We start from the raw sequence: 20510 nt of genomic DNA, 5'->3' as shown, positions 1-20510 counted from the left end.
CCGTCACAATAGAAGTAGCTAACTCACGTGTGAAAGGTGCATACATGGAAATCTTCGCCACTGGCGGACTCGTTCTCCTCATCGGAATCGGGGTGGTCATCCTTGTTGTACTTTTCTTGGTCATGTTGCTGATCGCTCGCGCCTGGTTCAAGGTCGCTCGCGCCGACGAGGCCCTCGTTGTTTCGGGACGTTCGCAAAAGGACGGCGCGGGCAACGACTCCGCTGTCACCGTTATCGTCAACGGCAAGGCACTCGTCAACCCGATCACGCAGCGCCACGAAACGATTTCGCTGCGTTCGCGTCAGGTCTCGATGACGGCAGAAGCGCAGTCGGCTGACAATGTGACCCTTCAGGTCGAGGCTGTTGCCATCGTGAAGATCGGTTCCGATGCGAACCTCGTGCGTCGCGCTGCTGAGCGTTTCGCCTCGCAAGACCAGGCGATCGAGCAGTTCACAACAGAGCAGCTCGAAGGTGCTCTTCGTGGTGTTGTTGCCACGCTGTCTGTTGTTGAACTCATGCGTGAGCGCAAGAAGTTCTCTGACCAGATCGCAACGGATGTCTCCACCGAGCTCGCCGAGCAGGGCCTCATTCTTGACTCGTTCCAGATCAAGGGCATCGGCGACAGAGTGGGCTACATCCAGTCGCTCGGAACCCCGCAGATCGAGTCGAAGCGTCGTGAAGCAGAACTCGCCACGGCCGACGCGAACCGCGAAATCTCGAAGCGCAACATCACCGTTGCTGAGGCAAACCTGATCGAGCAGACCGCGCTCGACAAGAACACCGCAGACTCCAAGGCCGAGGTCGGTAAGGCAAACGCTGAAGCCGAGCAGGCCGAAGCTCTCGCCCGCGCCCGCGCCGAGCAAGGCGTTCTGCAGCAGCGTGCTGAGAACCGTCAGGCCGAGCTCGACGCTGACGTCAAGCGCGTTGCCGATGCCAACCTGTACAAGGCGCAGAAGGATGCTGACTCCGACGCCTACCGCCTCGTGAAGGGTGCCGAAGCTCAGGCTCAGATCGCTGCCGTTGAAGCCGAAGCGGTGCGCGTTCGCGCCGCCGCCGACGCGGATGCCACCCGCCTTGCCGGTGAAGCAAAAGCTGCCAGCATCGAAGCTGAAGCCGCGGCTCTCGCCAAGCACCAAGACGCGCTCCTCGCTCAGCGCGCCCTCGAAACCCTGCCGCAGGTTATGGAGCAGTGGGCCAAGGGCTACGGTCAGATCGGTTCCGTCACCGTCATCGGTGGCAGCGGAGCCAGCGGTGGAGACACCGTCGGCACCGAAAGTGCTGTGGCGCTGCGCGGAACGTTCGAGTCGATCAAGTCGGCAACCGGCCTCGACCTCGCCTCGATCATCCAGGGCCGCACTGTTGGTCAGGCTGTTGGCGAAGGCGCTCGCGGTGAGTCAGGCGACAGCACCCTTGCTGCCACGCTCGCTCACGCCGCTAACACCGTGGCGGATGCCGCACCGCAGTCGGCTCCGGCCGCTACCGAAGGCGACACTGCCGAGTAACACAATGGTGAACGGCCGTCGCCTTCAGCGGTAGCCAGAATCTGTGACGGGCGGGCATCCTGTGGGATGCCCGCCCTTTCGCGTGCTGTGGAGCGAACACTAGGCGTGCGGGGAGATGCCGAGCCCCAAGTAGTTCTCCGTGCGCGCGGTACGGCGTTCGTCGTCGCCAAGCTGCTCTAACTCGGCCAGTTGGCGCACGATGGCGTGCCCGACTCTGCGGCAAAAGTCAGCGGGTTCAACGTCGGCGGAGGGCCACTCTTCGACGATTTCGTGCACTATTCCGTCGTCGAGCAGATCCTGCGAACGCACGCGTTGGTCGACGGTCATGCTCGCAGCGTGCGTCGTGTCGCCGAACATGATCACGCTGGCTCCCTCGGGCGGCAGCGGAGCGAGCCACCCGTTTCTGGCCGCAATCACCCGGTCGGCGGGCATGAGCGCGAGTGCACCGCCGCCGGTTCCTTCGCCCAGAATCACGGCGATGGTCGGTACGGAAAGGTCCAACATCTCGGCTAGACAGCGCGCGATCTCTCCGCCGAGACCGCCCTCCTCTGCTTCGCGAGAAAGCGCTGCTCCGGGAGTGTCGACGACGGTAATGAGTGGCAGCCCGAGCTCAGCGGCGAGAGCCATTCCGCGTCGAGCTTGGCGCAGCGCATCCGGCCCCAACTCTGCTTCGCCCTGAGCGCGACGGTCGAGCCCCACCACGACAGTTCCTCGTCCGCCGATGGTGGCCAAGGACACCACGGCTGATTTGTTCGATTCGCCTTGACCGGTTCCGCTCAGCGGAACGATGGAGGTGGCGGCGTAGCGTAGAAGCGAACGCAAGCCGGGGCGTCCGCTGCGGCGCGAAATCTGAATCGACTCCCACGACGTCGGAATCTGCGTTGCGGGTTCCTCCGCCGGTGGGGGAGAGGAACCCCCCGACGCGGCAATAATCGCGAGTGCCTCACCCGCCATCGTGCGCAAGTGTTTGGCGTCGAGCACGGCATCGACGATGCCGTGGGCGAAGAGGTTCTCGGCGGTCTGAACACCTTGGGGAAAGTCGGCACCGTAGAGCGCCTTGTAGACTTTCGGGCCGAGAAAGCCGACGAGAGCGCCCGTTTGAGCAACCGTGATGTGGCCGAGTGAGCCCCACGAAGCGAACACTCCACCGGTCGTGGGATGCCGGAGGTAAACAAGGTAGGGCAGTTTCGCCGCCTTGTGCGCCACCACAGCCTCGGTGATCTTGACCATCTGCAGGAACGCGCGCGTGCCCTCCTGCATGCGCGTTCCTCCCGAGACGGGGGCCGCGAGTACGGGCAGACCTTCTGCTGTCGCGCGCCGAATCGTTTCGACCATCCGGGTCGCCGCGTTCACACCGATCGAGCCCCCAAGAAAACGGAACTCTCCTACGACGACAGCAACGCGGGCACCGTTGAGTAGGCCTTCGCCGGTGACGAGCGACTCGTCTTCACCTGTTTTGGCACGGGCGGCCTCGAGCTCGGCGCGGTAATTGTCCTCGATGGGCAGCGGAACGAGCGGGGAATTCCAGCTGACGAAGGTGCCGTTATCGAGCGTCATCTCGATGAGCTCGCGGGCGCTGGGGAGGGTGCTCATTGCTTCAACCAGTCGCGCACCGCGTCGTTGTGTTGACCGAGGGTGGGCGGCGCCGAGTGTGCCGTGCGCGTGTGCTCTTCGCCGTCTGCGCTGAAGAAGCGCAGCGGCGGGCCAGGCAGGCTGATCTCGCCGAGCGTCGCGTGGTCGACATCCACGATGAGTCCCTGCGACTGCGTCTGGTCCCATTCGTAGACCTGCTGCAGGTTGCGCACGCGCCCCGCGGGGATGCCCGCATCTTCGAGAGCGACGAGTAGATCATCCGCATTCCAATCGGAGAATACTTGCTCTAAGGCGGTGATGAGAGAGTCGCGATTATCGACGCGCTGACCATTGGATGCCCAGCGCTCGTCATCAACGGCGAGGCCCGTCATGGCGCACAACCGCGCCCACAGGCTCTCGGACCCGACAGCAATCTGTACCGCTCCGGATCCCGTGTTAAAGAGCCCGTAAGGAGCGATGGACGGATGATGATTTCCGTTCGCGAGCCCGACCTCTTTGGCGACAGTCCAGCGCGTGCCTTGGAAGGCGTGCACTCCCACGACGGAGGCGAGAAGCGAGGTGCGAACAACTTGCCCCCGCCCCGTGCGCTCGCGCTCGAGCAATGCTGCGAGCACACCATAGGCGCCGTACATTCCGGCGAGCAAGTCTCCGATCGGCACGCCAACGCGCTGGGGGTCGTCTGGCTTGCTGCCGGTGATCGACATGAGTCCCGCTTCACCCTGTGCGATCTGGTCGTAGCCTGCCCGTCCGCCTTCTGGGCCATCGTGCCCGAAGCCGCTGATCGACAACAGCACGAGGCGCGGGTTGAGCTCGTCCAATCGTTCGGGAGGGAAGCCCAAACGATCGAGTGTTCCTGGCCGGAAATTTTCGAGAAGCACATCGGCCCGCCTGATGAGGTCAGCCAACAGCGCGGAGTCGGCGGCATCCTTGAGATTGAGGGTGATCGATTCTTTGTTGCGGTTTGTGGAGAGAAAGTAGGTCGACTCACGGGCGCCCTCCTCGCCAACAAACGGTGGGCCCCATCCGCGAGTGTCGTCGCCGGTACCCGGGGTTTCGACCTTGATCACTCGGGCACCTAAGTCGCCCAGCATCATCCCCGCGTGGGGACCAGCGAGGGCGCGAGTGAGGTCGAGCACGAGGTAGCCGCTGAGCGAACCGGTGTCGCTCATGCTTGTGGCTCCAGAGCGTCAACGCCGAGTTGGTCCCGCAGGGCGAGAATCATGGCGCTCGTGTCGGCTCCAGCAACGGCACCAAAAGTGTAGAAGTCAGGGCGGATGAGTGCGCTCTCTGCCGTGAGCTCGCGAAGCCAGGCCGCGTAAGTGCCATCGGCCTCGTCGATCGTAATGACTAGGGGATGCGAACCAGCAAGAGCAACAACAGTGATTGCGAGATCACAGATGGCGGCAGTCGCCTCGGCGGTAAGCGCCTCGAACAACTCGGCGTGCGCCAGCATCAACACCGACCCTGAATACAGATCGTCGAAACGCGAGGTGGAGTCATCGAAGCGGATGACGCCTTGCGGTGACAACTGTCCGCCGTCGGGCAGGTGAAGCCCTGGCCCCAGCAGCGGAGCGGGAGGTGCGGGCGGAGTGTTGCCCTTGGCGAGTTCGGCGATCATCCGTTCGTCTCGTTCTGCCGCTTCGTCGGGGTCGGTGATGCAAATGACGCGTCCCAGCGAGATGGAGAAGTCGATGAACTCACGAATGTGGGTGAGGCGCTCGGTCTCGTAAGTATCGAGAACGCTCTCGGCTGCGTCGCCGTCGAGCACCGCCGCGAGCTTCCAGAACAAATTCATGACATCGCGCAGGCCCGCGCCCAGCCCCTGCCCGGCAAACGGAGGCATGAGGTGGGCGGCATCTCCCGCTAACAAGACGTGACGTTTGCGCCAACTGGTGGCCCAGCCCGCTTGGAAGGTATAGACCGAGTGGCGTTCGAGCTCCGAGTTTTCGGGGCGGATACCAAACGGCTCGAGCAGCTCCCACGCCCGTTCGGTCTTGTTGAGCGACTCGATGGTCTCGTGCGGAAGCCGCATGAACTCCCAACGGCGACGACCGGGCCCGCCAGGAACCATCGTGGCGGGGCGAGCGATGTCGCAGGTTTGGATCGCGACGTGTGGAAACTCGAGAGAGGGATCGGGGATGACGTCGACGACAAGCCAGTCGTAGAAGAAGCCCATGTCGTGCCAGTCGATGCCGGCCCACCGGCGAACGGTGCTGTTCGCTCCGTCGGCACCCACCAGGTAGCGGGACGTCACGAGGAGTTCCTCTGCCGTAGCGAGGCTGCTGAGTCTGGTCGAGACAACGTCGTCGTCGGAAATGACCTGAGCCGACCATCCGCGAAGCACTGTCACTGTGGGCAGCGCCAGGAGCACCGCCTCCATCCGGTCTTCGAGCGCCGGTTGGCTGAAGAAGTAGGTGTTGTACCAACCGGATGACCCGATTCCGCTCCAGTCGACTTCGACGAGGCTCTCGCGATCGGCATTTCGCCAGACGTACATATCGTCGTAGGGCTCGGTGATCTCCGGGATCGTATCGGGCGCGAGGCCGATAGATTGCAGGATGCGCGCGAACTCAAAATCGTGAGTAACCGCGCGAGGCAGGGGATAGCCCTCTGTCTTGCGATCAGCGATGAGCACGCGATGACCCGCGCGCCCCAACTGGATCGCCAGCAGCTTTCCCACGGGCCCAAGTCCCACGATCATGACGTCATAAGTATCGGTTGCCGCTGTTGGCGGCGTAGCTTCATTGCTCACGTCGCCGAGCCTAGAAGTCACGAAAGCGGGCGCCGAAGTTCTGTCCCGAAATACGGGATGGAAAGTTGTTTGCTCGTCGACGGGGTTTGAGTATGGGGTATCCCGTGCCACACGGACCGCAATCAAAGGAGATTCGCGATGCACCTGAGTACCCGACGTAAGCGCCTGGCTGGCGGCTTCGCGTTCATTACGGCAACAGCAATTGCCCTGACCGGTTGTTCCCCCATCGGGGCGGATGGCGGATCTTCTGATTCTTCAGAGCCCATCCGGATCGGGGCCACAATTCCCCTGAGCGGCACTCTCGCCGGTTTCGGCAGCTTCCTTCAATGGGGCTACCAACACGCTGTCGATGAAGTGAATGCCGCTGGCGGCATCATGATCGATGGCACAGCCCGCGAGGTTGAACTGACGCTCGTCGACGACAAGTCTGACCCCAACGAGGTCACGTCGTCGATCAAGACGCTCATCTCTTCGACCAAGGTTGATGCGTTGCTTGGCTCCTGCACCCCCGACCTCGTGAACCCGGGAGCGGTTGTTGCTGACGCGCAGGGCGTACCGTTCGTGGCAGAGTGCACCCCCATCGAAGTGTTCAAGTCTGTTAAGGAATGGACCTACGCCTGGGACATCTTCTTCTCGGTAGCCGACCAGGCTGTCGCACCGTTTGAAGCGCTCGAGGCAAACGGGATCGAAACCAACAAGCAGGTTTTCATCCTTCACGACAACGGTCCCGACGGGCAGGCAATCGGAAACGAGATCTGGCCGGTCGTTGCCGAAGAGCAGGGCTACACGGTCGCGGGAAACATCGAATTCCCCGCCGACAACACCGACTTCTCTGCTGCGATTCAAAAGGCTAAAGAGTCGGGCGCTGACATCGTGCTCATCTCGTCGATCACCCCCGCAGCGATTTCGATCCGCAAGCAAATGGCGGCTATCGGGTGGACCCCGAAGGTGATCGTCGCGGAGAAGGGCGCCGAGCCAGTGCAGTTCGCTGAAGCGCTCGGAGATCTCGCCGACGGCATCATCGTCGGAGCCTACTGGGACCCGTCGTTCGGTTACCCCGGTGCGGAGGAGTTGAAGGATGCATTCGAGTCTGAGACCGGCCTAACGTCGAGCCAGCACATCGCCGACAGCTACACGGCAGCCATGGTGTTGATGGATGCCATCGCAGCGGCAGGCTCGCTCGACAAGGATGAGATCAACACAGCCATCGGCGAGACCGACGACATCTACGCGGTCGGACCGGTGAAGTTCGACGATGAGCACGCAGCGAAGATTCCCGTCGTCTCATCGCAGTGGCAAGACGGCGTGCCGATCATCGTGTGGCCCACCGACCAGGCAACAGGGGACTTCCTCTTTCCCGTTCCCTAATCCGGTGACTTCGGGGGTCGGCACTGAAGTGCCGGCCCCTCACCTCACCGCCCCTACAACGATGTGGATGATCCTCGAATGAATTCGATCGACCCTGTAGGACTGGCGAATACAGTCCTCGGCGGAGCCCTTCTTGGTGGGCTCATCGCCCTCAGCGCGGTAGGGCTCTCCCTCGTGCTGGGCGTGATGAAGCTCGTCAACCTTATGCACGGCCAGATCGTCGTGCTCGGCGCCTACGCCGCCTTCTACCTTGCAGCGTTCTGGGGCATCAGCCCCCTGCTGGCCTTACCCATCGTCTTCGTACTGGGGTTCGCCTTCATGGCACCTGTTGAGAAATTCATTCTTGCTCCGGTAGCCAAACACGGCGAAGAAGCTGGCCTGCTGACCACGTTCGCCCTCGCGATCATTCTTGAGAACCTGTTCATTCGGTTCTTCTCTGGCGACAGCCGATCGCTCGACACCGCATTCAGCCGCGAGACGATCGCCATCGGCCCCATCAACCTCCCCACGATTTACCTCATCGGGTTCGCCATCTCACTGACTGTCTGTCTCGCTGTGTGGATGCTCGTCACTCGCACCTCGTTCGGCCGATCGTTGCGGGCCAGTTCAGAAGACCCGATCTCGGCGGCCATCGTAGGGATTCACGTGAGCCGGGTGCGCTGGGGCACTTTCGCCCTCAACGGCGGGTTGGCATCGATGGGTGGGGTGCTCATCGCACTGTGCTTCTCGTTCACCCCGTCATCCGGCTCCGAGTACCTGCTCACCGCATTCGCGATCATCGTGCTCGGCGGTCTCGGCAACATCATGGGCACCTTCGTGGGCGGAATAGCCCTGGGGGTCATCCAGTCGCTCGGCGCTTACTTCTTCGGCGACGGCTATCGCACCTTCGTCGGCCTGGTCATGCTCATTATTCTTCTGGCCATCGCGCCTAACGGAATCCTAAAACGGAGGCGTTCACTGTGAAGAATGGCATCTCAATCCTGCTCAGTCGCATTGCGACCCCCACCCGTGTGGGTCCACGAGACTTCATCATCGTTGCCGTGATAGCCGCGGTCGCCTTTGCGGTGCCCTACTTCGCCGGCACGTACCAACAGGAAGTTGGTTTTCGCATCCTGCAGCTGGGCGCGCTCGCTGCAGCATGGAACATTGCTGCTGGCTATACCGGCCTCGTCTCACTTGGCTCGGCAGCATTCTTCGGAATCGGCGTGTACACGATGGCAATGGCAAGCAATGCCGGCCTCCCGCTCGTACTCTGCGTTGTACTCGCTGCAGTAGCAGCGGGGCTGTTCGCCCTCATGGTGAGCCCCGCGCTGTTCCGTCTTCGCGGCCTGTATTTCACGGTGGGAACCCTCGCGCTCGCCGAAGCGATGCGCATCTTCGTCGTGAACAGCCCGTGGTTCGGTGGCCAAGCAGGTATCTTCCTGACGGCTAAAGCGCCGAAGGCCTACGACCTGTACTGGATCGCGCTTCTTGTGGCGGTGATTGTAGTGGTCGGGGTTCTGCTGTTGCTCCGAAGCCGATGGTCGTACCGGATGCAGGCCGTGCGTGACGACGAGGATGTCGCTAGTCAGCTGGGGGTGCGCACCTACCGCATAAAGCTCTGGGCGTTTGGGCTGTCGGGCGCATTCATCGCCATCATCGGATCGATCCAAGCGCTCAATCAGGGCATCGTTCAGCCCAACGGTGGGTTCGGAATTAGTTGGACGATCGACATCGTTTCTGTCGCCATCATCGGCGGCATGGGTACCAAAGTCGGCCCGTGGGTCGGCGCAGTGTTCATCGTTCTGCTCGGTGAGTTCCTCATCCAGTTCCCCGAGATTCATTTGGCCGTCGTTGGCGTAGTTCTCGTGCTGGTCATCCGCTTTATGCCCAATGGAATCTGGGGCACGCTGACGCTCGCTCTGCAGAAGAAGAGGAACTTCTCATGACCGCCGTATTGCAACTCGAGTCGATTACTAAGTCGTATGGCGGCGTTCGGGCGCTCGATAGCCTGTCGTTGCACGTTGCCCCCGGCGAAGTGCTGGGCGTTATCGGCCCGAACGGGGCCGGCAAGAGCACTCTCATCGGAGTAATCGGTGGTGCACTCACCCCGAACTCCGGAACGGTCACCTTCGATGGCCGCGACATCAGCAAACTCAGTTCCGCTGATCGTGCACGTCTGGGAATCGGTCGCACCTACCAAATCCCCCGACCATTCACTCGGATGACCGTGGCCGACAATGTGCGTCTGGCCGCGACAAACTCGGGCCACCACATTTCGCACCGCGAGCTCGAGCCCTTCGTGGCGGGCATCCTGGAACGCTTGGGGCTCACTCCGTTTGCGGAGGAGGTCGCGGGCAAACTGCCCCTGCTGCGCCGCAAGCGCCTCGAACTGGCGCGAGCGCTGGCCTTGAAACCGCGGGTGCTTCTTCTCGACGAGATTGGTGCTGGACTCGTGCGCTCGGAGACGGAAGAACTCATCGAGATCATCCAGAGCCTGCGCACCGAGGTCGAGTCGATGGTGCTCATCGAGCACGTCATGGATGTCATCTCACGATGCTGCGACCGCACGGCGGTTCTCGACTTCGGCAAGCTTGTCACGGTGGACCAGACCCCCACGGTGCTCGCCGACCCGGTGGTCGCGTCGCTCTATCTTGGCTCGGTTGCAGAAAGCGCCGATACGGCGGTGGTTGACGAGGGCAAACGGGCAGACATCCGCGCTTCGCTCACGTCACTCGTGAGCGTTGCGAAGGTTGCGCCGGGAACGCCGCTGCTCACTGTTGACGATATCTGGGTGCGTTACGGCGGGCTGAACGCCCTTAAGGGCGTCTCGCTCTCGGTCAGCGCCGGAGAATGTGTCGCGCTGTTGGGCGCGAACGGTGCGGGTAAAACAACGATGGCGCGTTCGCTGGCCGGTGCTGTTCCGCTGACGTCGGGAACAATCTCGTTCGCTGGCAAGTCCATTGCCGGCCTGCGCCCGGATGAAGTCACGGCGCTCGGAATTGCTCAGTGCATGGAGGGCCGCAAAATTTTTGGCACCCTCTCAATCGAGGAGAACCTCATCGCTGGCGGCCTGGATGCGCGCAAGCAGGTCAAAGCGGAGCGCCTCGAGGCGGTCTACTCGATCTTTCCCATCCTCAAGCAGCGCCGCAAGAATTCAGGAACGGCCTTGTCTGGCGGGCAGCAGCAAATGTTGGCCATTGGGCGAGCGCTCATGTCTGCGCCCACGCTGCTCGTTTTCGACGAGATCTCCCTCGGGCTTTCGCCCATTGCGGTCGACGAAGTGTACGAAGCGCTCGGAGCGATTCGAGATTCGGGCGTCTCCATGATCGTCGTCGAGCAGAGCGTAGATCGTGCGCTGGAATTGGCCGACCGTGCCATGGTGCTCGGGCAGGGCGAGATTACGCTCGAGGGCAAGCCGGCGGAGTTGCTCGCGGATGCTCGGCTGTTGTCGAGCTACCTCGGCTGAGCGCCGGCTTCGCTGAGCAGCTATGCGTCTGACTGGCTCAGCAGTGAGTCCGACGACCTGCGGGCGGGGAAGGCTAGCTAGCCGAGGCGATGTTGCGAGAGTCGAACAGCAGATTGCGGGTGTCGACACTGCCCTGCAGCTTCGTGAGGCGCTCAACGAAGAGAGCTTTCAACACGTCAAATCGTTCGGTGGGCGCCACGATGGCAACAGCTTGATTGACACCCGCTGAATTCTGGATGCACGTGGCGACGGCCGAGATGCCGACGTCGCGTTCTTCGTGGTCAAACGCCAAGTTGTTGGCGCGCACCTCATCAAGCTCCGCGATGAATTCGTCGACGTCAGTGATCGTTTTGTTGGTGTGGCCGACGAGCACGGTCGGCAACACTTCGCGCACTTTTTCGTTCGGTAGCTGAGCTAGAAGCACTTTGCCGATGCAGCTTCCGTGCAGCGAAAAGCTCTTGCCGACCTGGGTTACGGCGTGAAGGCGCGCGGTTGAAGCGACCTGGTCAACGACAACGACCTCTCGACCGCTGAAAATCGCAAGCTCAACGTTCTCGTTCACTGCCCGCGCTAACGAGGTGAGCACCGGGCGCATGCCAGCAACGAGCTGCAAGTGGCTGTTCATCCCGAACTTCAAGACGCCGGGGCCGAGGGCATAACCGCCCGCCGAGGAGGCACGGATGACGAAGCACTCACGTTCGAGTTCTTGAATGATGCGGTGCACGCTCGACCGGGGCAAGCCGCTTCGTTGGGAGAGATCAGTGAGAGAGAGTTGTCCGCGGCCCTCGGCAACGATGTTGAGGATGGTCGTTGCGCGGCCGAAGATAGACATCAGCTTGCCTGCCAAGTGCGAGTGACGACGAGGGAATCGATGGCCCAGGTGTGCCCGTCGTCCGCGCGCGAAAATGACATCGCGTACTCTCCCATCGTCGTCAAGAGTGGCGCGGGAGTGAACTCCCACCGGCTGTATAAAGCTACGGCTGAGTATCCCAGTTCTGACTCCACAAGGCGAGCATTAGTGATGATGTGCCGGTGCTGGTTGGGCTTGCCCCACAGCTGCGAGTAGAGCTCGGTGAGCTGATCTTCGCCGGTCACGGAGCGCTGCGGAAACGTCACCGTTGCGCCGCGAAACAGCTCCAACGCCGCGGGGATATCTTTGGCGTCGGCGATCGCCCCGTAGCTATAAAAGAGTTGTTGGGCTGCCGCCAGCGCATCGTTACTCATGAGTCGCCTCGTGCTGGCGAAGCAGGGCTCGGCCGTAATCGTTGCCGTTGGGGGTGCGCACGATCGTGTGGATATGGAATCCAGCGGGTTCGTCGTTGCTCAGGAAGACACCGCAGTGGTGGTCGAGTTCGAGAATCACGACGGGGCTCTGCACGCGGATGTAGAACACATCCTCGGGGCCAGTGCCGCCGATCCACGAGATCCAGGTCTCGTCGAAGTGCGCCTCGATTTCGAGCTGTCGAGCTCGAGCGGGGCCTTCGGGCAGGTAGTCGATAAACTCGCGTACTAGTTCGCTGAGCCGCTCTCGCGCTGCCGCTTCGAGTTCTGAAACGCATACGCCCTCGTAGGGGATGACGCGGTTGTCTTGAAAGGCGCCAGCGAGGTGGCGTTCGTCACCGGGATGGATGCGGCCCGCCGGCATCGCGGGATCCACCATCGAATCAAAGAGCACGGCCGTGTTCTTCTGGGCCGGAGTCAGGGCAGCCAGAACCGCGCGGGCTTTCGTCACGCGCGGGGTCAGCGCAGGGTCGTCGTCATCATGAAGCTTGTCGGGTTCTGCGCCAAAGAAGATCGGTGAGATCACCAGTTGGTCGGCGACGACTGCGCAATTCAGGGCGAGGTGGTGCCCGAAGATTTGCCACCCCCACGGCTCGGTGAGCGAGGGGGTTCCGTAGAAGGAAACGTTGTAGCTGAGATCGTTCATGATCGGCTCAAGGCCGGTGAGCCCGCCCAAGTATCCATTGATGTGCATGAGCTTGCGGGCGAGCGTGGCGCCCTGGGGGCTCAGCGTTGCGTCGATTAGCCCCAGGAGTGCCTCGCGAGCATCAGGGGTAAGAAACTCCAACCGCAGACCGGTGTCGTGCTGCATGAATTCGGGGTTCGCCCACGATTGCCACTGCACAGCATCCACCGGATACTGCAGCGTTTCACGCTCGGCGGGAGTGAGCGCTTCGAGTGCTGCTGTGGCGGCATTCACCATCGCGGCGACGGGGGCGCCGTTGGGGGCTGCCGCGAAGAGATCCGGGATGATCGTGCCATCAGACGTGACGCCGACGAAGTCTGCGGGGTAGAGCGGTTGCCACCCCCGGATCAACCCGCCCGTGAAGTCGTCGTGCTTGGCCGCTTCTCGGTAGGAGTACGCGTCGAGGCCCCGGAGGCCCACGATCCGTTCATCGTCCGAAGGGTATAGGTAGTGCCGGAAACCAGCGTCGTCGCTCATCACGTCGCCATTGAAGCACAGCAGTTGGCCACCCTCGTAGGAGGTGTCCCGTGAATCGAGACAGGCAGTTGACCGTGGTCAGGGCTGGGCTCAGGATCGATCTCAGGCAGGGTTGCTGAGCGCTAATCCTGCACTTCGACGCTACGGAAAGGCGCGGCATGAAGCTAGTGGGAGCGCGACTCTCTCAGGGGAGCGACACGTTCGTCGCAGCATTGACGACGCAGGATGGCGTGGAATCCGCGCGAATCCTTGCCGACCTCGAAACTTTCTGGGCCTCACCTGCTGCCGCACTTGCGAGCCACTCGGCTGCCGGGGGAACCGTAGTTCCTCTGAACCAACTCCAGCTGGTGCCACCAGTGCTGCCGGGGGCACGCGTGCTCTGTATCGGGCTGAACTACCTCGACCACGTACTTGAGGGGAGCTACTCCGATGCAGGGTTGCCGGAATACCCCACCATTTTCGCGCGGTGGACTTCATCTCTGAGCGTCAATGGGGCTCCCATTCCTGTGCCTTCCAACGAGGACGGAGTCGATTGGGAGGGCGAGATCGCTGCCTACATTGGTGTTCCACTGGTCGATGCGGATGCTGATACTGCTCGCGCCGCCGTGATGGGCTATGCCGCCTTTAATGATGTCACTTCACGACGGGCCCAAAAGCTCACCTCTCAGTGGATCTTGGGCAAGAACGGCGACAACAGCGGCCCGCTGGGGGCGCTCGTGACGGCCGATGAAGTTGGAGACTTGCGCGACGGGCTGCGCGTGCAAACTCGTGTCAATGGCGAGCGAGTGCAAGATGGAAACACCAAGAACATGATCTACGAGCTCGGCGAGGTTCTCTCGTTGATTTCCCACAGCTTCACCCTCAACCCGGGAGACATCATTTGCACGGGAACGCCCTCGGGGGTCGGTTACTCCCGAGACCCTGCCTGGCTGTTGCAACCCGGAGATGTGGTTGAGGTTGATATCGAACGCATCGGTTCTATCAGCAACCTCGTCGTTGATAACTCCTATCGCTCTAAAAGCTAGTCGTTGTCGCTGACCTCGTCGGCGCCCTCGGGATACACGTCGAGCTGAGGCTTGCGGGCGAGAAAGACGATGCTCGCCACGAGGCCGCCCCACACGAGCACGGCGGCGATGATGAAGAACGTGATGGCGATGCCGCTCATTTCTTGAGCTCCTTTAGCGCTTGGGGGCTGGGCCACGGGGTGAAGTCATCCGGATCGTGTTTCCAGCGCAGAGCCGTCATGGTGATCGCGCCGATGAGAATTACCGCGATCGTGCCCCAGCCCGCTACCGCGAGGTACCAGAGCGGGTAGCCCTCGTAGCCTTCCGTGACGAGCACGATGATGCGCTGGATGAGCATGTAGAGCAGAACGGCGGGCGCCAGAATTCCGACGAGAAGCTGCCAGATTCGCCCGACCTTGAATGTGGAGACAGCGTTGAGGTGCCCTGCTAACTCTGGTCCCTTTCGGAAGACCCAGATCACCAAGATTGTCGCCGCGATCGCGGCACCAACGATTCCGATGTTGTTGGCCCACTGATCGACGGTGTCGAGAGTGATGACGCCGGTGGTGGTGGAGAACAACAGCACGGAGACGATGGCTAGAGGTAGCCCGACCCGCAGTGATGCTTGGCGGGCGGTAATCCCGAACTTGTCTTGGAACGCGGATGACACGACCTGCAGCACTGACAACAGCGAGGTGAACCCGGCCATCACGAGTGAGCCGAAGAACAGAGCACCGAAGAGGGGGCCGCCGGGCATTTGCGAGACGATGGCAGGGAACGTGACGAACGAGAGGCTTACTCCTGTGATGTTCTCAAGCTCATCGATACCGACTCCCCGTTGGAAGGCGAAGTAGCCGAGCGTCGCAAAGACTCCGATGCCGGCGATGATTTCAAACGACGAGTTGGCGAAAGCCACAACAAGAGCGGGTGCTGTGACGTTCGCTTTGCGGCTGCGGTACGAGGAATAAGTGATCATGATGCCGAAGGCGATCGACAGTGAGAAGAAGATTTGGCTGTAGGCCGCAATCCAGACGCCGGGGTCGCTCAGGGCGGAGAAGTCAGGCGTGAAGAGAGCATCCAAACCGGTCATGGCGCCGTCGAGGAACAGCGCGCGCACCACAAGGATAAGGAAGGCCACAACGAGGAGCGGCAAGAAAATTACGTTGGCGCGCTGCACGCCCTTGGCAATACCGGAACCGAGAACGGCGAGAACCGCAACCCACACGAGCACGAGGGGGATGAGCACGGCCGGTACGAACTGCGAGCTGAAGCCGGGGTCCGAGGTCTGAAGGAATTCTCCGAAGAAGAAGCCAGCGGTGTCGTCACCCCAGCGCAGGTCAAAGCTGAAGGTGAAATAGCTGGCCGCCCACGCGACGACGACCGCGTAATAGACGGCGATGACGATGCAGATCCAGACCTGGAACCAACCAAGCGACTCGAGCCACTTGCCCGCCTTGCCGCCGAGGCGACGGAATGCGGTCGGTGCTGACCCGCGAAAGCGGTGCCCGATCGCGTAGTCGAGAAACAGAATCGGGATGCCGGCCGTGACCAGTGCGATCAGGTACGGAATCAGGAATGCCCCGCCACCGTTCTCGTAAGCGACACCGGGGAAGCGCCAAATGTTGCCGAGACCCACGGCGGAGCCGATGGCCGACAGGATGAACCCAAGCTGGCCCGACCACTGTTCGCGAGGCCGTGAGGCGACCGTTCCGTGTGCTCCCGAATGCTGTTGCGCTGACACAGTTGCTCCTCTGCGTGATGGTCACCCGAATGACCGTCGCTGGGGCCGCCCCGAAATAGCGACCCGCTACCCCCTAAGGAGTGTTCTCACGTTAACACCGTGGGGTGCCAGATGGCGACATGTGACGGCGGCAGGAAAGCGGCGTCTGCGCGAATAGTGGTGGGCCAGCAGTCTGAAAGTTAGGCGCTCGCCGCCACCAATCGCACGGTCGTTGCGGTGCCGACATCCTGGGGCGAACCGGCAGAGACGGTCATGGTGCGGGCAACGGCATCCAGCGTCACGGTGGCGAGCGTGGCCCAGCGGTCGCCGAAAACGGAACCGGGAGCGGGCACGCAGCACAGTTGAGCGGCATCGCCGGGCTCCGACAGCATGTAGGGGATAAGGTCGAGCGCCACCGAAGGCAAGGGCTTCGCGGCAACCCGTTCGACGAGCACGTCGTAGCGCGCTTGAGTGTCGGGATCGTAGAGGCCAAGCTTTTCGCCAGTGCTGAGCACGGGATCCAAGAAGTGGTTGGTGTGCAGAAGTACGCCATCGATGGGCTGCAGCACGGCAGCGCCTTCGGGGTTCAGCTCCACGATCACGGCACCCTCGGGGCTCACGACCGTGATTGCGCTTGAGGTGCTCACCGGGGCGGTGCGCAGAATCTCCACGGCCTCAGCGAGAGTGGATGCTTCGGCAAGCACGCGGGCGCCAACCAGATGAACGGGCACGCCATCCGGGCGATCAGAGGTGTGACCGAGGATGTTGAGCATGATCCCGACGCCGGCATCGTTGATGCCGATTTTGCTGAGGATGCCGTGCTCCGTGAGCCCCACAAAGTTACGCGGGGTGCCCGAGACCTCGTGTAGGTGCCAGAACTCGGAGAGCTCTTCGTGCCAATCCCACGTTTGAGCGCTCACCGGGTTGCCGGCCGCGTTCACGACTGTGGAGCATTCGCCCGGCTTCGCGCCGACCGAGCGCGACAAGATCTCGGTGCGCGCATTGAGCGCTGCGATCTTCCAGAGCGGAATCTTGCTGCCTTCGGCGACGCCGCGCATCTCGTTCGCGAGATCGGTGCTCCACTCGGCGGTCGCAACAACAGCCTGCTCGCCATGCTTCTGCACCTCGGCGCGCGGGATGCCAGAGGTCTCGAACAGGTCGAGGTAGATCTCGATTCCCTGACGCAGAGCGTCGGCAGTGTCTAGCCCGCGCGAAAGCCCGCGGTGAAAAGCATCCGCCGAGTTGATGCGGATGATGGTGGGTGTCGTGCCGGTCATGAAGCGATCTCTTCTCGAAGCTTGGCGATCATTCCGCGTTGCGGCTTCCAGCCTGGGCGCGGAGCGCAGGCAAGCAGCAGGCGGGTGTACGGATGCTGGGGTGCGGTGAGCACGTCGGTGGTCGTTCCGCGTTCGACGATGGCTCCCTTGCGCATCACCACCACTTGGTCGGCGATCATTTGTACGACAGAGAGGTCGTGAGTGATGAAGAGGTACGTGAGCCCTTGCGAGACGCGCAGCTCGGCTAGGAGCTCCAAGATTTGCGCCTGCACTGTCACGTCGAGAGCCGCGACCGATTCATCGAGCACGATGACGGCGGGGTTCGCGGCCAGCGCGCGAGCGATAGCAACGCGCTGTTTCTGACCACCGGAGAGTTCACTCGGAAGGGCATCCAAGAACCGTGTCTCGAGGCCGACCAGAGTGAACAGTTCGGCGCAGCGTTCGCGGCGGGCGGCTGCGCTGAGGCGGGAGTGCGCTCGCAGAACTTCGTCAACGGCAACGCGAACAGGCAGGCGACGGTTCAATGAGCTTTGCGGATCCTGAAACACCATTTGGATGTCGCGGGCTCGGCGCCGAAGTTCCTTGCGGTTCGCGCGCGGCGCGACGGGTTCACCGTTGACGGCCACCTCGCCGGAGTCGGGAGTTTCGAGCCCGACGATAATGCGCGCGAGGGTCGTTTTGCCCGAACCGGATTCGCCCACGACGGCTAGGCACGAGCCTTGGTCGATCGTGAGAGAGACGGCATCGAGTGCCGTCATCCGCTTCTTGGGCCCGGTGGGGAACGTCTTGGTCAGGTTGGTGACGATGATTCCTGGTGTGGTCATGGTGTGGTGTCGCCTTCCAGAGTCCAAGTGATTCCCGCGGGGCGCGATTCCATCAGGGAGCGCGTGTACGGATGCTGGGGGTTGTCGCGAAGCTGTTCCGGCAATCCGATTTCCACGATTTCGCCATCCTTCATGACCGCGATGCGGTCGCACACGGCGGCAGCGAGGTCGAGGTCGTGGGTGACGAAGAGCATTGCCATGCCGAGCTCGTGGCGGCATTCGTCGAGGATCGCCATCACTTCGGCTTGGGTAGTGACGTCGAGCGCGGTGGTGGGTTCATCGGCGAGCATGAGCCGCGGCTTGCCCGCGATCGCTCCGGCGATGACGACGCGCTGCAGCATGCCGCCCGACAACTGGTGCGGGTAGGAACGCAGTACGCGCTCCACGGCATCGATGCCGACCTGCTCGAGCAGTTCGCCGGCCCGCAGCCGAGCGGTGCGAGTCGGCTGGCCTTGAGCGTCGTGCATTCCCTCGATGAGGTAGCGCTCGACGGGCAGCACGGGATTGAGAACCGCGTGCGGATTCTGGGCGATCATCGACACATCGTTGGCCCGCATCCGCCGCAGCTCTTCGCCACGGAGGGCGCGAACGTCGACGTCGTCGAGGGTGATGGAACCGGTGACTTCGGAGCCGGTGGGCTCAATCTGCAGAATTGAGCGCAGGGTCATCGACTTGCCGCTACCCGATTCGCCGACGAGTCCGACGGCTTCTCCGGTGGCGACCGAAAGGGAGACGTCGCGCAGAATCTGGCGATCGGCGCCGATCGTGAGTGAGAGGCTGGTGATATCGAGCATCAGGCTTTCCTCCCTGCAGCGGCACGGCCGCCGAGTCGTTCGCCGACATAGCCGACTGCTGCCACGGTAATCACGATACTGAGGCCCGCGAGCACGCTCTCGGCGGGGTAGCCGTTGAGCAGCGATTGTTGACCGTTCGACACCATGAGTCCCCAGTCAGCTTCGGGTGGTTGAACGCCCAAGCCGAGGAACGACAGTGCGGCGAGCTCGATCATGGCGAACCCAAAGTTGATCGTGGCGCCCGTGACGATGAGCGGGGCAACGTTGGGCAAGAGATGGCGCACGGTAATGACAGCGCCGGGGATTCCCTGCAGTTCAGGGGAGCGGATGTACGGCAGGTTGCGTTCGCGCATTGCCATGCTGCGCACCACACGTGCCGAATACGGAATATAAGCAACCGCCAGTGCGAGTGCCGCCGTGGTGAGGCTCGGGCCGAAGACTGCAATAGCGAGCATCGCGAGCAGCAGGTTCGGGAAGGCGAAGAGCAGGTCGAGAAGGCGGCTGAGCGCCGAGTCGACGAAGCCGCCAAACCAGACCGCGGTGAGCGCGATGGTGGTACCGAAGATAGCGGTGATCACGACGACGATGAGTGGCCCGGTCAAGCTGGAGCGAGCTCCCCACACCAGTCGCGAGAAGATGTCGCGGCCGGCCTGGTCGGTGCCGAACCAGTGCTCGGCAGACATGCCCTGATAGCGCTGGGTGACAGATCCGATGGTCGGATCGTAGGGGGCAATAATCGGGGCGAGGAGCGCGCCGAGAACCACTACGAGGATGATGCCGCAGGCAACGAGCCCCAGCGTTCCCATTCGTTCAGCGAATTGTTTCATCGGGTCTGCTGCACTTTCACTCGCGGATCGATGGAGGCATAGAGGAGGTCAACGAGAAGGTTGATCACACCGAAAGCAGCGACGAGCACAATCGCGATCGCTTGAACGACCGCGAAGTCTTTGCGCTGCACGGCGTCGACGAGCAGGGTGCCGATTCCGTCGAGCGTGAAGGCGTACTCCACGACGAACGAACCAGCGATGAGGCCCGCAATGTGAACGCCAACGATCGTGCTGACCGGCAGCATCGAGTTACGGATGACGTGGCGGCGCATGACGAGGCCCTCGGCAACGCCGCGAGCCCGAGCCATCACCGAGTGTTCGGAGTCGCGCTCTTCGCGAATAGAGGTGCGCGTGATGCGCGCCACGACTGCCGCCGATGGCAGGGCGAGCGCGAGAGCGGGGAGGGAGAGGTGCCAGATGCGGTCGAAGAAACCGTCGCCCGAACCAAAGACCGGGAACCAGCCGAGGCCGACGCTGAAGATACTCATCAGGATGAGAGCGGCGAAGAAGGTGGGGATGGCGAAGCCGAGGTTGGAGCCGAGCAGCACTACCTTGTCGACGATTCCGCCCTTGGTGCCCGCGAGGATGCCGAGACCGATACCCAACACGATGATGATGATGGCGGCAAGGGAGACCAGCATGAAGGTGGTCGGGAGGCGTCCGGCGAGGAGGTCGCCGACATCCTGCTGGTTAGCGAGCGAGCGACCGAAGTCACCCTGAAGAACGTTGATGAACCAGTTCCAGAAACGCACGAGGAAGGGATCGTCGAGGGAGTACTGGGCGCGAATCGCGGCGAGCACCTCGGGACTGACGGTTCGCCCTTGAACCAGAAAGTTCTCGGGGCTGCCCGGAGCCGCATACATGGCGGCAAAAACAAGAAAGCTAGAGGCGATGAGGACCCCGATGAGGGCCGCCAGTCGTCGAAGGATGAAAGTCACTGCGGTGTCTACTTCCGTGG

19 protein-coding genes are annotated in these 20510 nt (G+C 62.3%); 6 read left to right on the top strand and 13 right to left on the bottom strand.

All coding sequences use genetic code 11. The annotated features are described in order from the left end of the window. Window positions 1-44: 44 nt before the first annotated feature. Window positions 45-1502 carry an SPFH domain-containing protein gene (locus ACWTV3_RS12480; RefSeq protein ID WP_498478524.1) on the top strand — a complete coding sequence of 486 codons (1458 nt, stop codon included), beginning with the start codon at window positions 45-47 and terminating at the stop codon, window positions 1500-1502. Between the two features lie 99 nt (window positions 1503-1601). On the opposite strand, the gene ACWTV3_RS12475 is transcribed toward ACWTV3_RS12480, so the two are convergent. The 3 genes from ACWTV3_RS12475 to mhpA are packed head-to-tail and all read right to left on the bottom strand — an operon-like array spanning window position 1602 to window position 5847. After that, the gene (locus tag ACWTV3_RS12475; RefSeq protein WP_498478523.1) at window positions 1602-3095 is read right to left on the bottom strand and encodes a carboxyl transferase domain-containing protein; all 1494 of its coding nucleotides are present in this window, start codon (window positions 3093-3095) and stop codon (window positions 1602-1604) included. Further along, window positions 3092-4264 carry a CaiB/BaiF CoA transferase family protein gene (locus tag ACWTV3_RS12470; protein ID WP_498478522.1) on the bottom strand — a complete coding sequence of 391 codons (1173 nt, stop codon included), beginning with the start codon at window positions 4262-4264 and terminating at the stop codon, window positions 3092-3094. The genes ACWTV3_RS12475 and ACWTV3_RS12470 overlap by 4 nt, the downstream gene beginning before the upstream one ends. After that, window positions 4261-5847, bottom strand: coding sequence for a bifunctional 3-(3-hydroxy-phenyl)propionate/3-hydroxycinnamic acid hydroxylase MhpA (gene mhpA / locus ACWTV3_RS12465; protein ID WP_498478521.1), 1587 nt, complete (start codon window positions 5845-5847; stop codon window positions 4261-4263). Before mhpA ends, ACWTV3_RS12470 begins: the two co-directional genes overlap by 4 nt. 138 nt (window positions 5848-5985) lie before the next feature. Between mhpA and ACWTV3_RS12460 the strand changes: the two genes are divergently transcribed. The 4 genes from ACWTV3_RS12460 to ACWTV3_RS12445 all read left to right on the top strand — a co-directional run bounded on the left by ACWTV3_RS12460 (window position 5986) and on the right by ACWTV3_RS12445 (window position 10663). After that, complete coding sequence (locus ACWTV3_RS12460; protein ID WP_498478520.1) at window positions 5986-7215, top strand: amino acid ABC transporter substrate-binding protein; 1230 nt, start codon at window positions 5986-5988, stop codon at window positions 7213-7215. Between the two features lie 78 nt (window positions 7216-7293). Then, window positions 7294-8178, top strand: coding sequence for a branched-chain amino acid ABC transporter permease (locus ACWTV3_RS12455; RefSeq protein ID WP_498478519.1), 885 nt, complete (start codon window positions 7294-7296; stop codon window positions 8176-8178). Beyond that, the gene (locus tag ACWTV3_RS12450) at window positions 8175-9143 is read left to right on the top strand and encodes a branched-chain amino acid ABC transporter permease (protein WP_498478518.1); all 969 of its coding nucleotides are present in this window, start codon (window positions 8175-8177) and stop codon (window positions 9141-9143) included. Before ACWTV3_RS12455 ends, ACWTV3_RS12450 begins: the two co-directional genes overlap by 4 nt. Then, on the top strand, window positions 9140-10663 hold the full coding sequence (locus ACWTV3_RS12445) for an ATP-binding cassette domain-containing protein (protein WP_498478517.1): 1524 nt from the start codon (window positions 9140-9142) through the stop codon (window positions 10661-10663). Before ACWTV3_RS12450 ends, ACWTV3_RS12445 begins: the two co-directional genes overlap by 4 nt. 73 nt (window positions 10664-10736) lie before the next feature. Here the strand turns inward: ACWTV3_RS12445 and ACWTV3_RS12440 are convergent, their stop codons facing one another. Genes ACWTV3_RS12440 through ACWTV3_RS12430 form a run of 3 tightly spaced genes read right to left on the bottom strand, consistent with a single transcriptional unit; the run spans window position 10737 to window position 13106 of the window. Continuing rightward, a complete protein-coding gene (locus ACWTV3_RS12440; protein ID WP_498478516.1) occupies window positions 10737-11495 on the bottom strand; it encodes an IclR family transcriptional regulator in 759 nt (252 codons plus the stop codon). After that, on the bottom strand, window positions 11495-11887 hold the full coding sequence (locus ACWTV3_RS12435) for a nuclear transport factor 2 family protein (RefSeq protein ID WP_498478515.1): 393 nt from the start codon (window positions 11885-11887) through the stop codon (window positions 11495-11497). The genes ACWTV3_RS12440 and ACWTV3_RS12435 overlap by 1 nt, the downstream gene beginning before the upstream one ends. After that, complete coding sequence (locus ACWTV3_RS12430; RefSeq protein WP_498478514.1) at window positions 11880-13106, bottom strand: DUF3500 domain-containing protein; 1227 nt, start codon at window positions 13104-13106, stop codon at window positions 11880-11882. Before ACWTV3_RS12430 ends, ACWTV3_RS12435 begins: the two co-directional genes overlap by 8 nt. Before the next feature lie 158 nt (window positions 13107-13264). Here ACWTV3_RS12430 and ACWTV3_RS12425 point away from each other — a divergent pair, with 158 nt between their 5' ends. Continuing rightward, window positions 13265-14131 carry a fumarylacetoacetate hydrolase family protein gene (locus ACWTV3_RS12425; protein ID WP_498478513.1) on the top strand — a complete coding sequence of 289 codons (867 nt, stop codon included), beginning with the start codon at window positions 13265-13267 and terminating at the stop codon, window positions 14129-14131. Here the strand turns inward: ACWTV3_RS12425 and ACWTV3_RS12420 are convergent. The 7 genes from ACWTV3_RS12420 to ACWTV3_RS12390 form a co-directional block, all read right to left on the bottom strand. Beyond that, window positions 14128-14271 carry a MetS family NSS transporter small subunit gene (locus tag ACWTV3_RS12420; protein ID WP_498478512.1) on the bottom strand — a complete coding sequence of 48 codons (144 nt, stop codon included), beginning with the start codon at window positions 14269-14271 and terminating at the stop codon, window positions 14128-14130. The two genes, ACWTV3_RS12425 and ACWTV3_RS12420, sit on opposite strands and share 4 nt — an antisense overlap. After that, on the bottom strand, window positions 14268-15851 hold the full coding sequence (locus ACWTV3_RS12415; protein ID WP_498478511.1) for a sodium-dependent transporter: 1584 nt from the start codon (window positions 15849-15851) through the stop codon (window positions 14268-14270). The genes ACWTV3_RS12420 and ACWTV3_RS12415 overlap by 4 nt, the downstream gene beginning before the upstream one ends. 179 nt (window positions 15852-16030) lie before the next feature. Next, on the bottom strand, window positions 16031-17107 hold the full coding sequence (locus ACWTV3_RS12410) for a C45 family autoproteolytic acyltransferase/hydrolase (protein ID WP_498478510.1): 1077 nt from the start codon (window positions 17105-17107) through the stop codon (window positions 16031-16033). After that, window positions 17104-17931: an ABC transporter ATP-binding protein gene (locus ACWTV3_RS12405; protein WP_498478509.1), complete on the bottom strand. Its 828-nt coding sequence runs from the start codon at window positions 17929-17931 to the stop codon at window positions 17104-17106. Before ACWTV3_RS12405 ends, ACWTV3_RS12410 begins: the two co-directional genes overlap by 4 nt. Next, window positions 17928-18725, bottom strand: coding sequence for an ABC transporter ATP-binding protein (locus tag ACWTV3_RS12400; protein ID WP_197133085.1), 798 nt, complete (start codon window positions 18723-18725; stop codon window positions 17928-17930). The genes ACWTV3_RS12405 and ACWTV3_RS12400 overlap by 4 nt, the downstream gene beginning before the upstream one ends. Next, window positions 18725-19552 (bottom strand): ABC transporter permease, encoded by an 828-nt coding sequence (locus ACWTV3_RS12395; RefSeq protein ID WP_498478508.1) that lies wholly within the window; start codon window positions 19550-19552, stop codon window positions 18725-18727. The genes ACWTV3_RS12400 and ACWTV3_RS12395 overlap by 1 nt, the downstream gene beginning before the upstream one ends. Beyond that, on the bottom strand, window positions 19549-20490 hold the full coding sequence (locus ACWTV3_RS12390; RefSeq protein WP_498478507.1) for an ABC transporter permease: 942 nt from the start codon (window positions 20488-20490) through the stop codon (window positions 19549-19551). Before ACWTV3_RS12390 ends, ACWTV3_RS12395 begins: the two co-directional genes overlap by 4 nt. Between the last annotated feature and the right edge of the window lie 20 nt (window positions 20491-20510).

Source organism: Salinibacterium sp. AL4.1, from assembly GCF_059767305.1.
This window is presented reverse-complemented; position numbering and strand designations above follow the sequence as displayed.

What these genes read in the sequence shown, in the direction of transcription:
- ACWTV3_RS12480 (WP_498478524.1), top strand. Translation starts at nt 45, where the DNA reads ATGGAAATCTTCGCCACTGGCGGACTCGTTCTCCTCATCGGAATCGGG.
- ACWTV3_RS12475 (WP_498478523.1), bottom strand. Translation starts at nt 3,095, where the DNA reads ATGAGCACCCTCCCCAGCGCCCGCGAGCTCATCGAGATGACGCTCGAT.
- ACWTV3_RS12470 (WP_498478522.1), bottom strand. Translation starts at nt 4,264, where the DNA reads ATGAGCGACACCGGTTCGCTCAGCGGCTACCTCGTGCTCGACCTCACT.
- ACWTV3_RS12460 (WP_498478520.1), top strand. Translation starts at nt 5,986, where the DNA reads ATGCACCTGAGTACCCGACGTAAGCGCCTGGCTGGCGGCTTCGCGTTC.
- ACWTV3_RS12455 (WP_498478519.1), top strand. Translation starts at nt 7,294, where the DNA reads ATGAATTCGATCGACCCTGTAGGACTGGCGAATACAGTCCTCGGCGGA.
- ACWTV3_RS12445 (WP_498478517.1), top strand. Translation starts at nt 9,140, where the DNA reads ATGACCGCCGTATTGCAACTCGAGTCGATTACTAAGTCGTATGGCGGC.
- ACWTV3_RS12440 (WP_498478516.1), bottom strand. Translation starts at nt 11,495, where the DNA reads ATGTCTATCTTCGGCCGCGCAACGACCATCCTCAACATCGTTGCCGAG.
- ACWTV3_RS12435 (WP_498478515.1), bottom strand. Translation starts at nt 11,887, where the DNA reads ATGAGTAACGATGCGCTGGCGGCAGCCCAACAACTCTTTTATAGCTAC.
- ACWTV3_RS12430 (WP_498478514.1), bottom strand. Translation starts at nt 13,106, where the DNA reads ATGAGCGACGACGCTGGTTTCCGGCACTACCTATACCCTTCGGACGAT.
- ACWTV3_RS12425 (WP_498478513.1), top strand. Translation starts at nt 13,265, where the DNA reads ATGAAGCTAGTGGGAGCGCGACTCTCTCAGGGGAGCGACACGTTCGTC.
- ACWTV3_RS12420 (WP_498478512.1), bottom strand. Translation starts at nt 14,271, where the DNA reads ATGAGCGGCATCGCCATCACGTTCTTCATCATCGCCGCCGTGCTCGTG.
- ACWTV3_RS12410 (WP_498478510.1), bottom strand. Translation starts at nt 17,107, where the DNA reads ATGACCGGCACGACACCCACCATCATCCGCATCAACTCGGCGGATGCT.
- ACWTV3_RS12405 (WP_498478509.1), bottom strand. Translation starts at nt 17,931, where the DNA reads ATGACCACACCAGGAATCATCGTCACCAACCTGACCAAGACGTTCCCC.
- ACWTV3_RS12400 (WP_197133085.1), bottom strand. Translation starts at nt 18,725, where the DNA reads ATGCTCGATATCACCAGCCTCTCACTCACGATCGGCGCCGATCGCCAG.
- ACWTV3_RS12395 (WP_498478508.1), bottom strand. Translation starts at nt 19,552, where the DNA reads ATGAAACAATTCGCTGAACGAATGGGAACGCTGGGGCTCGTTGCCTGC.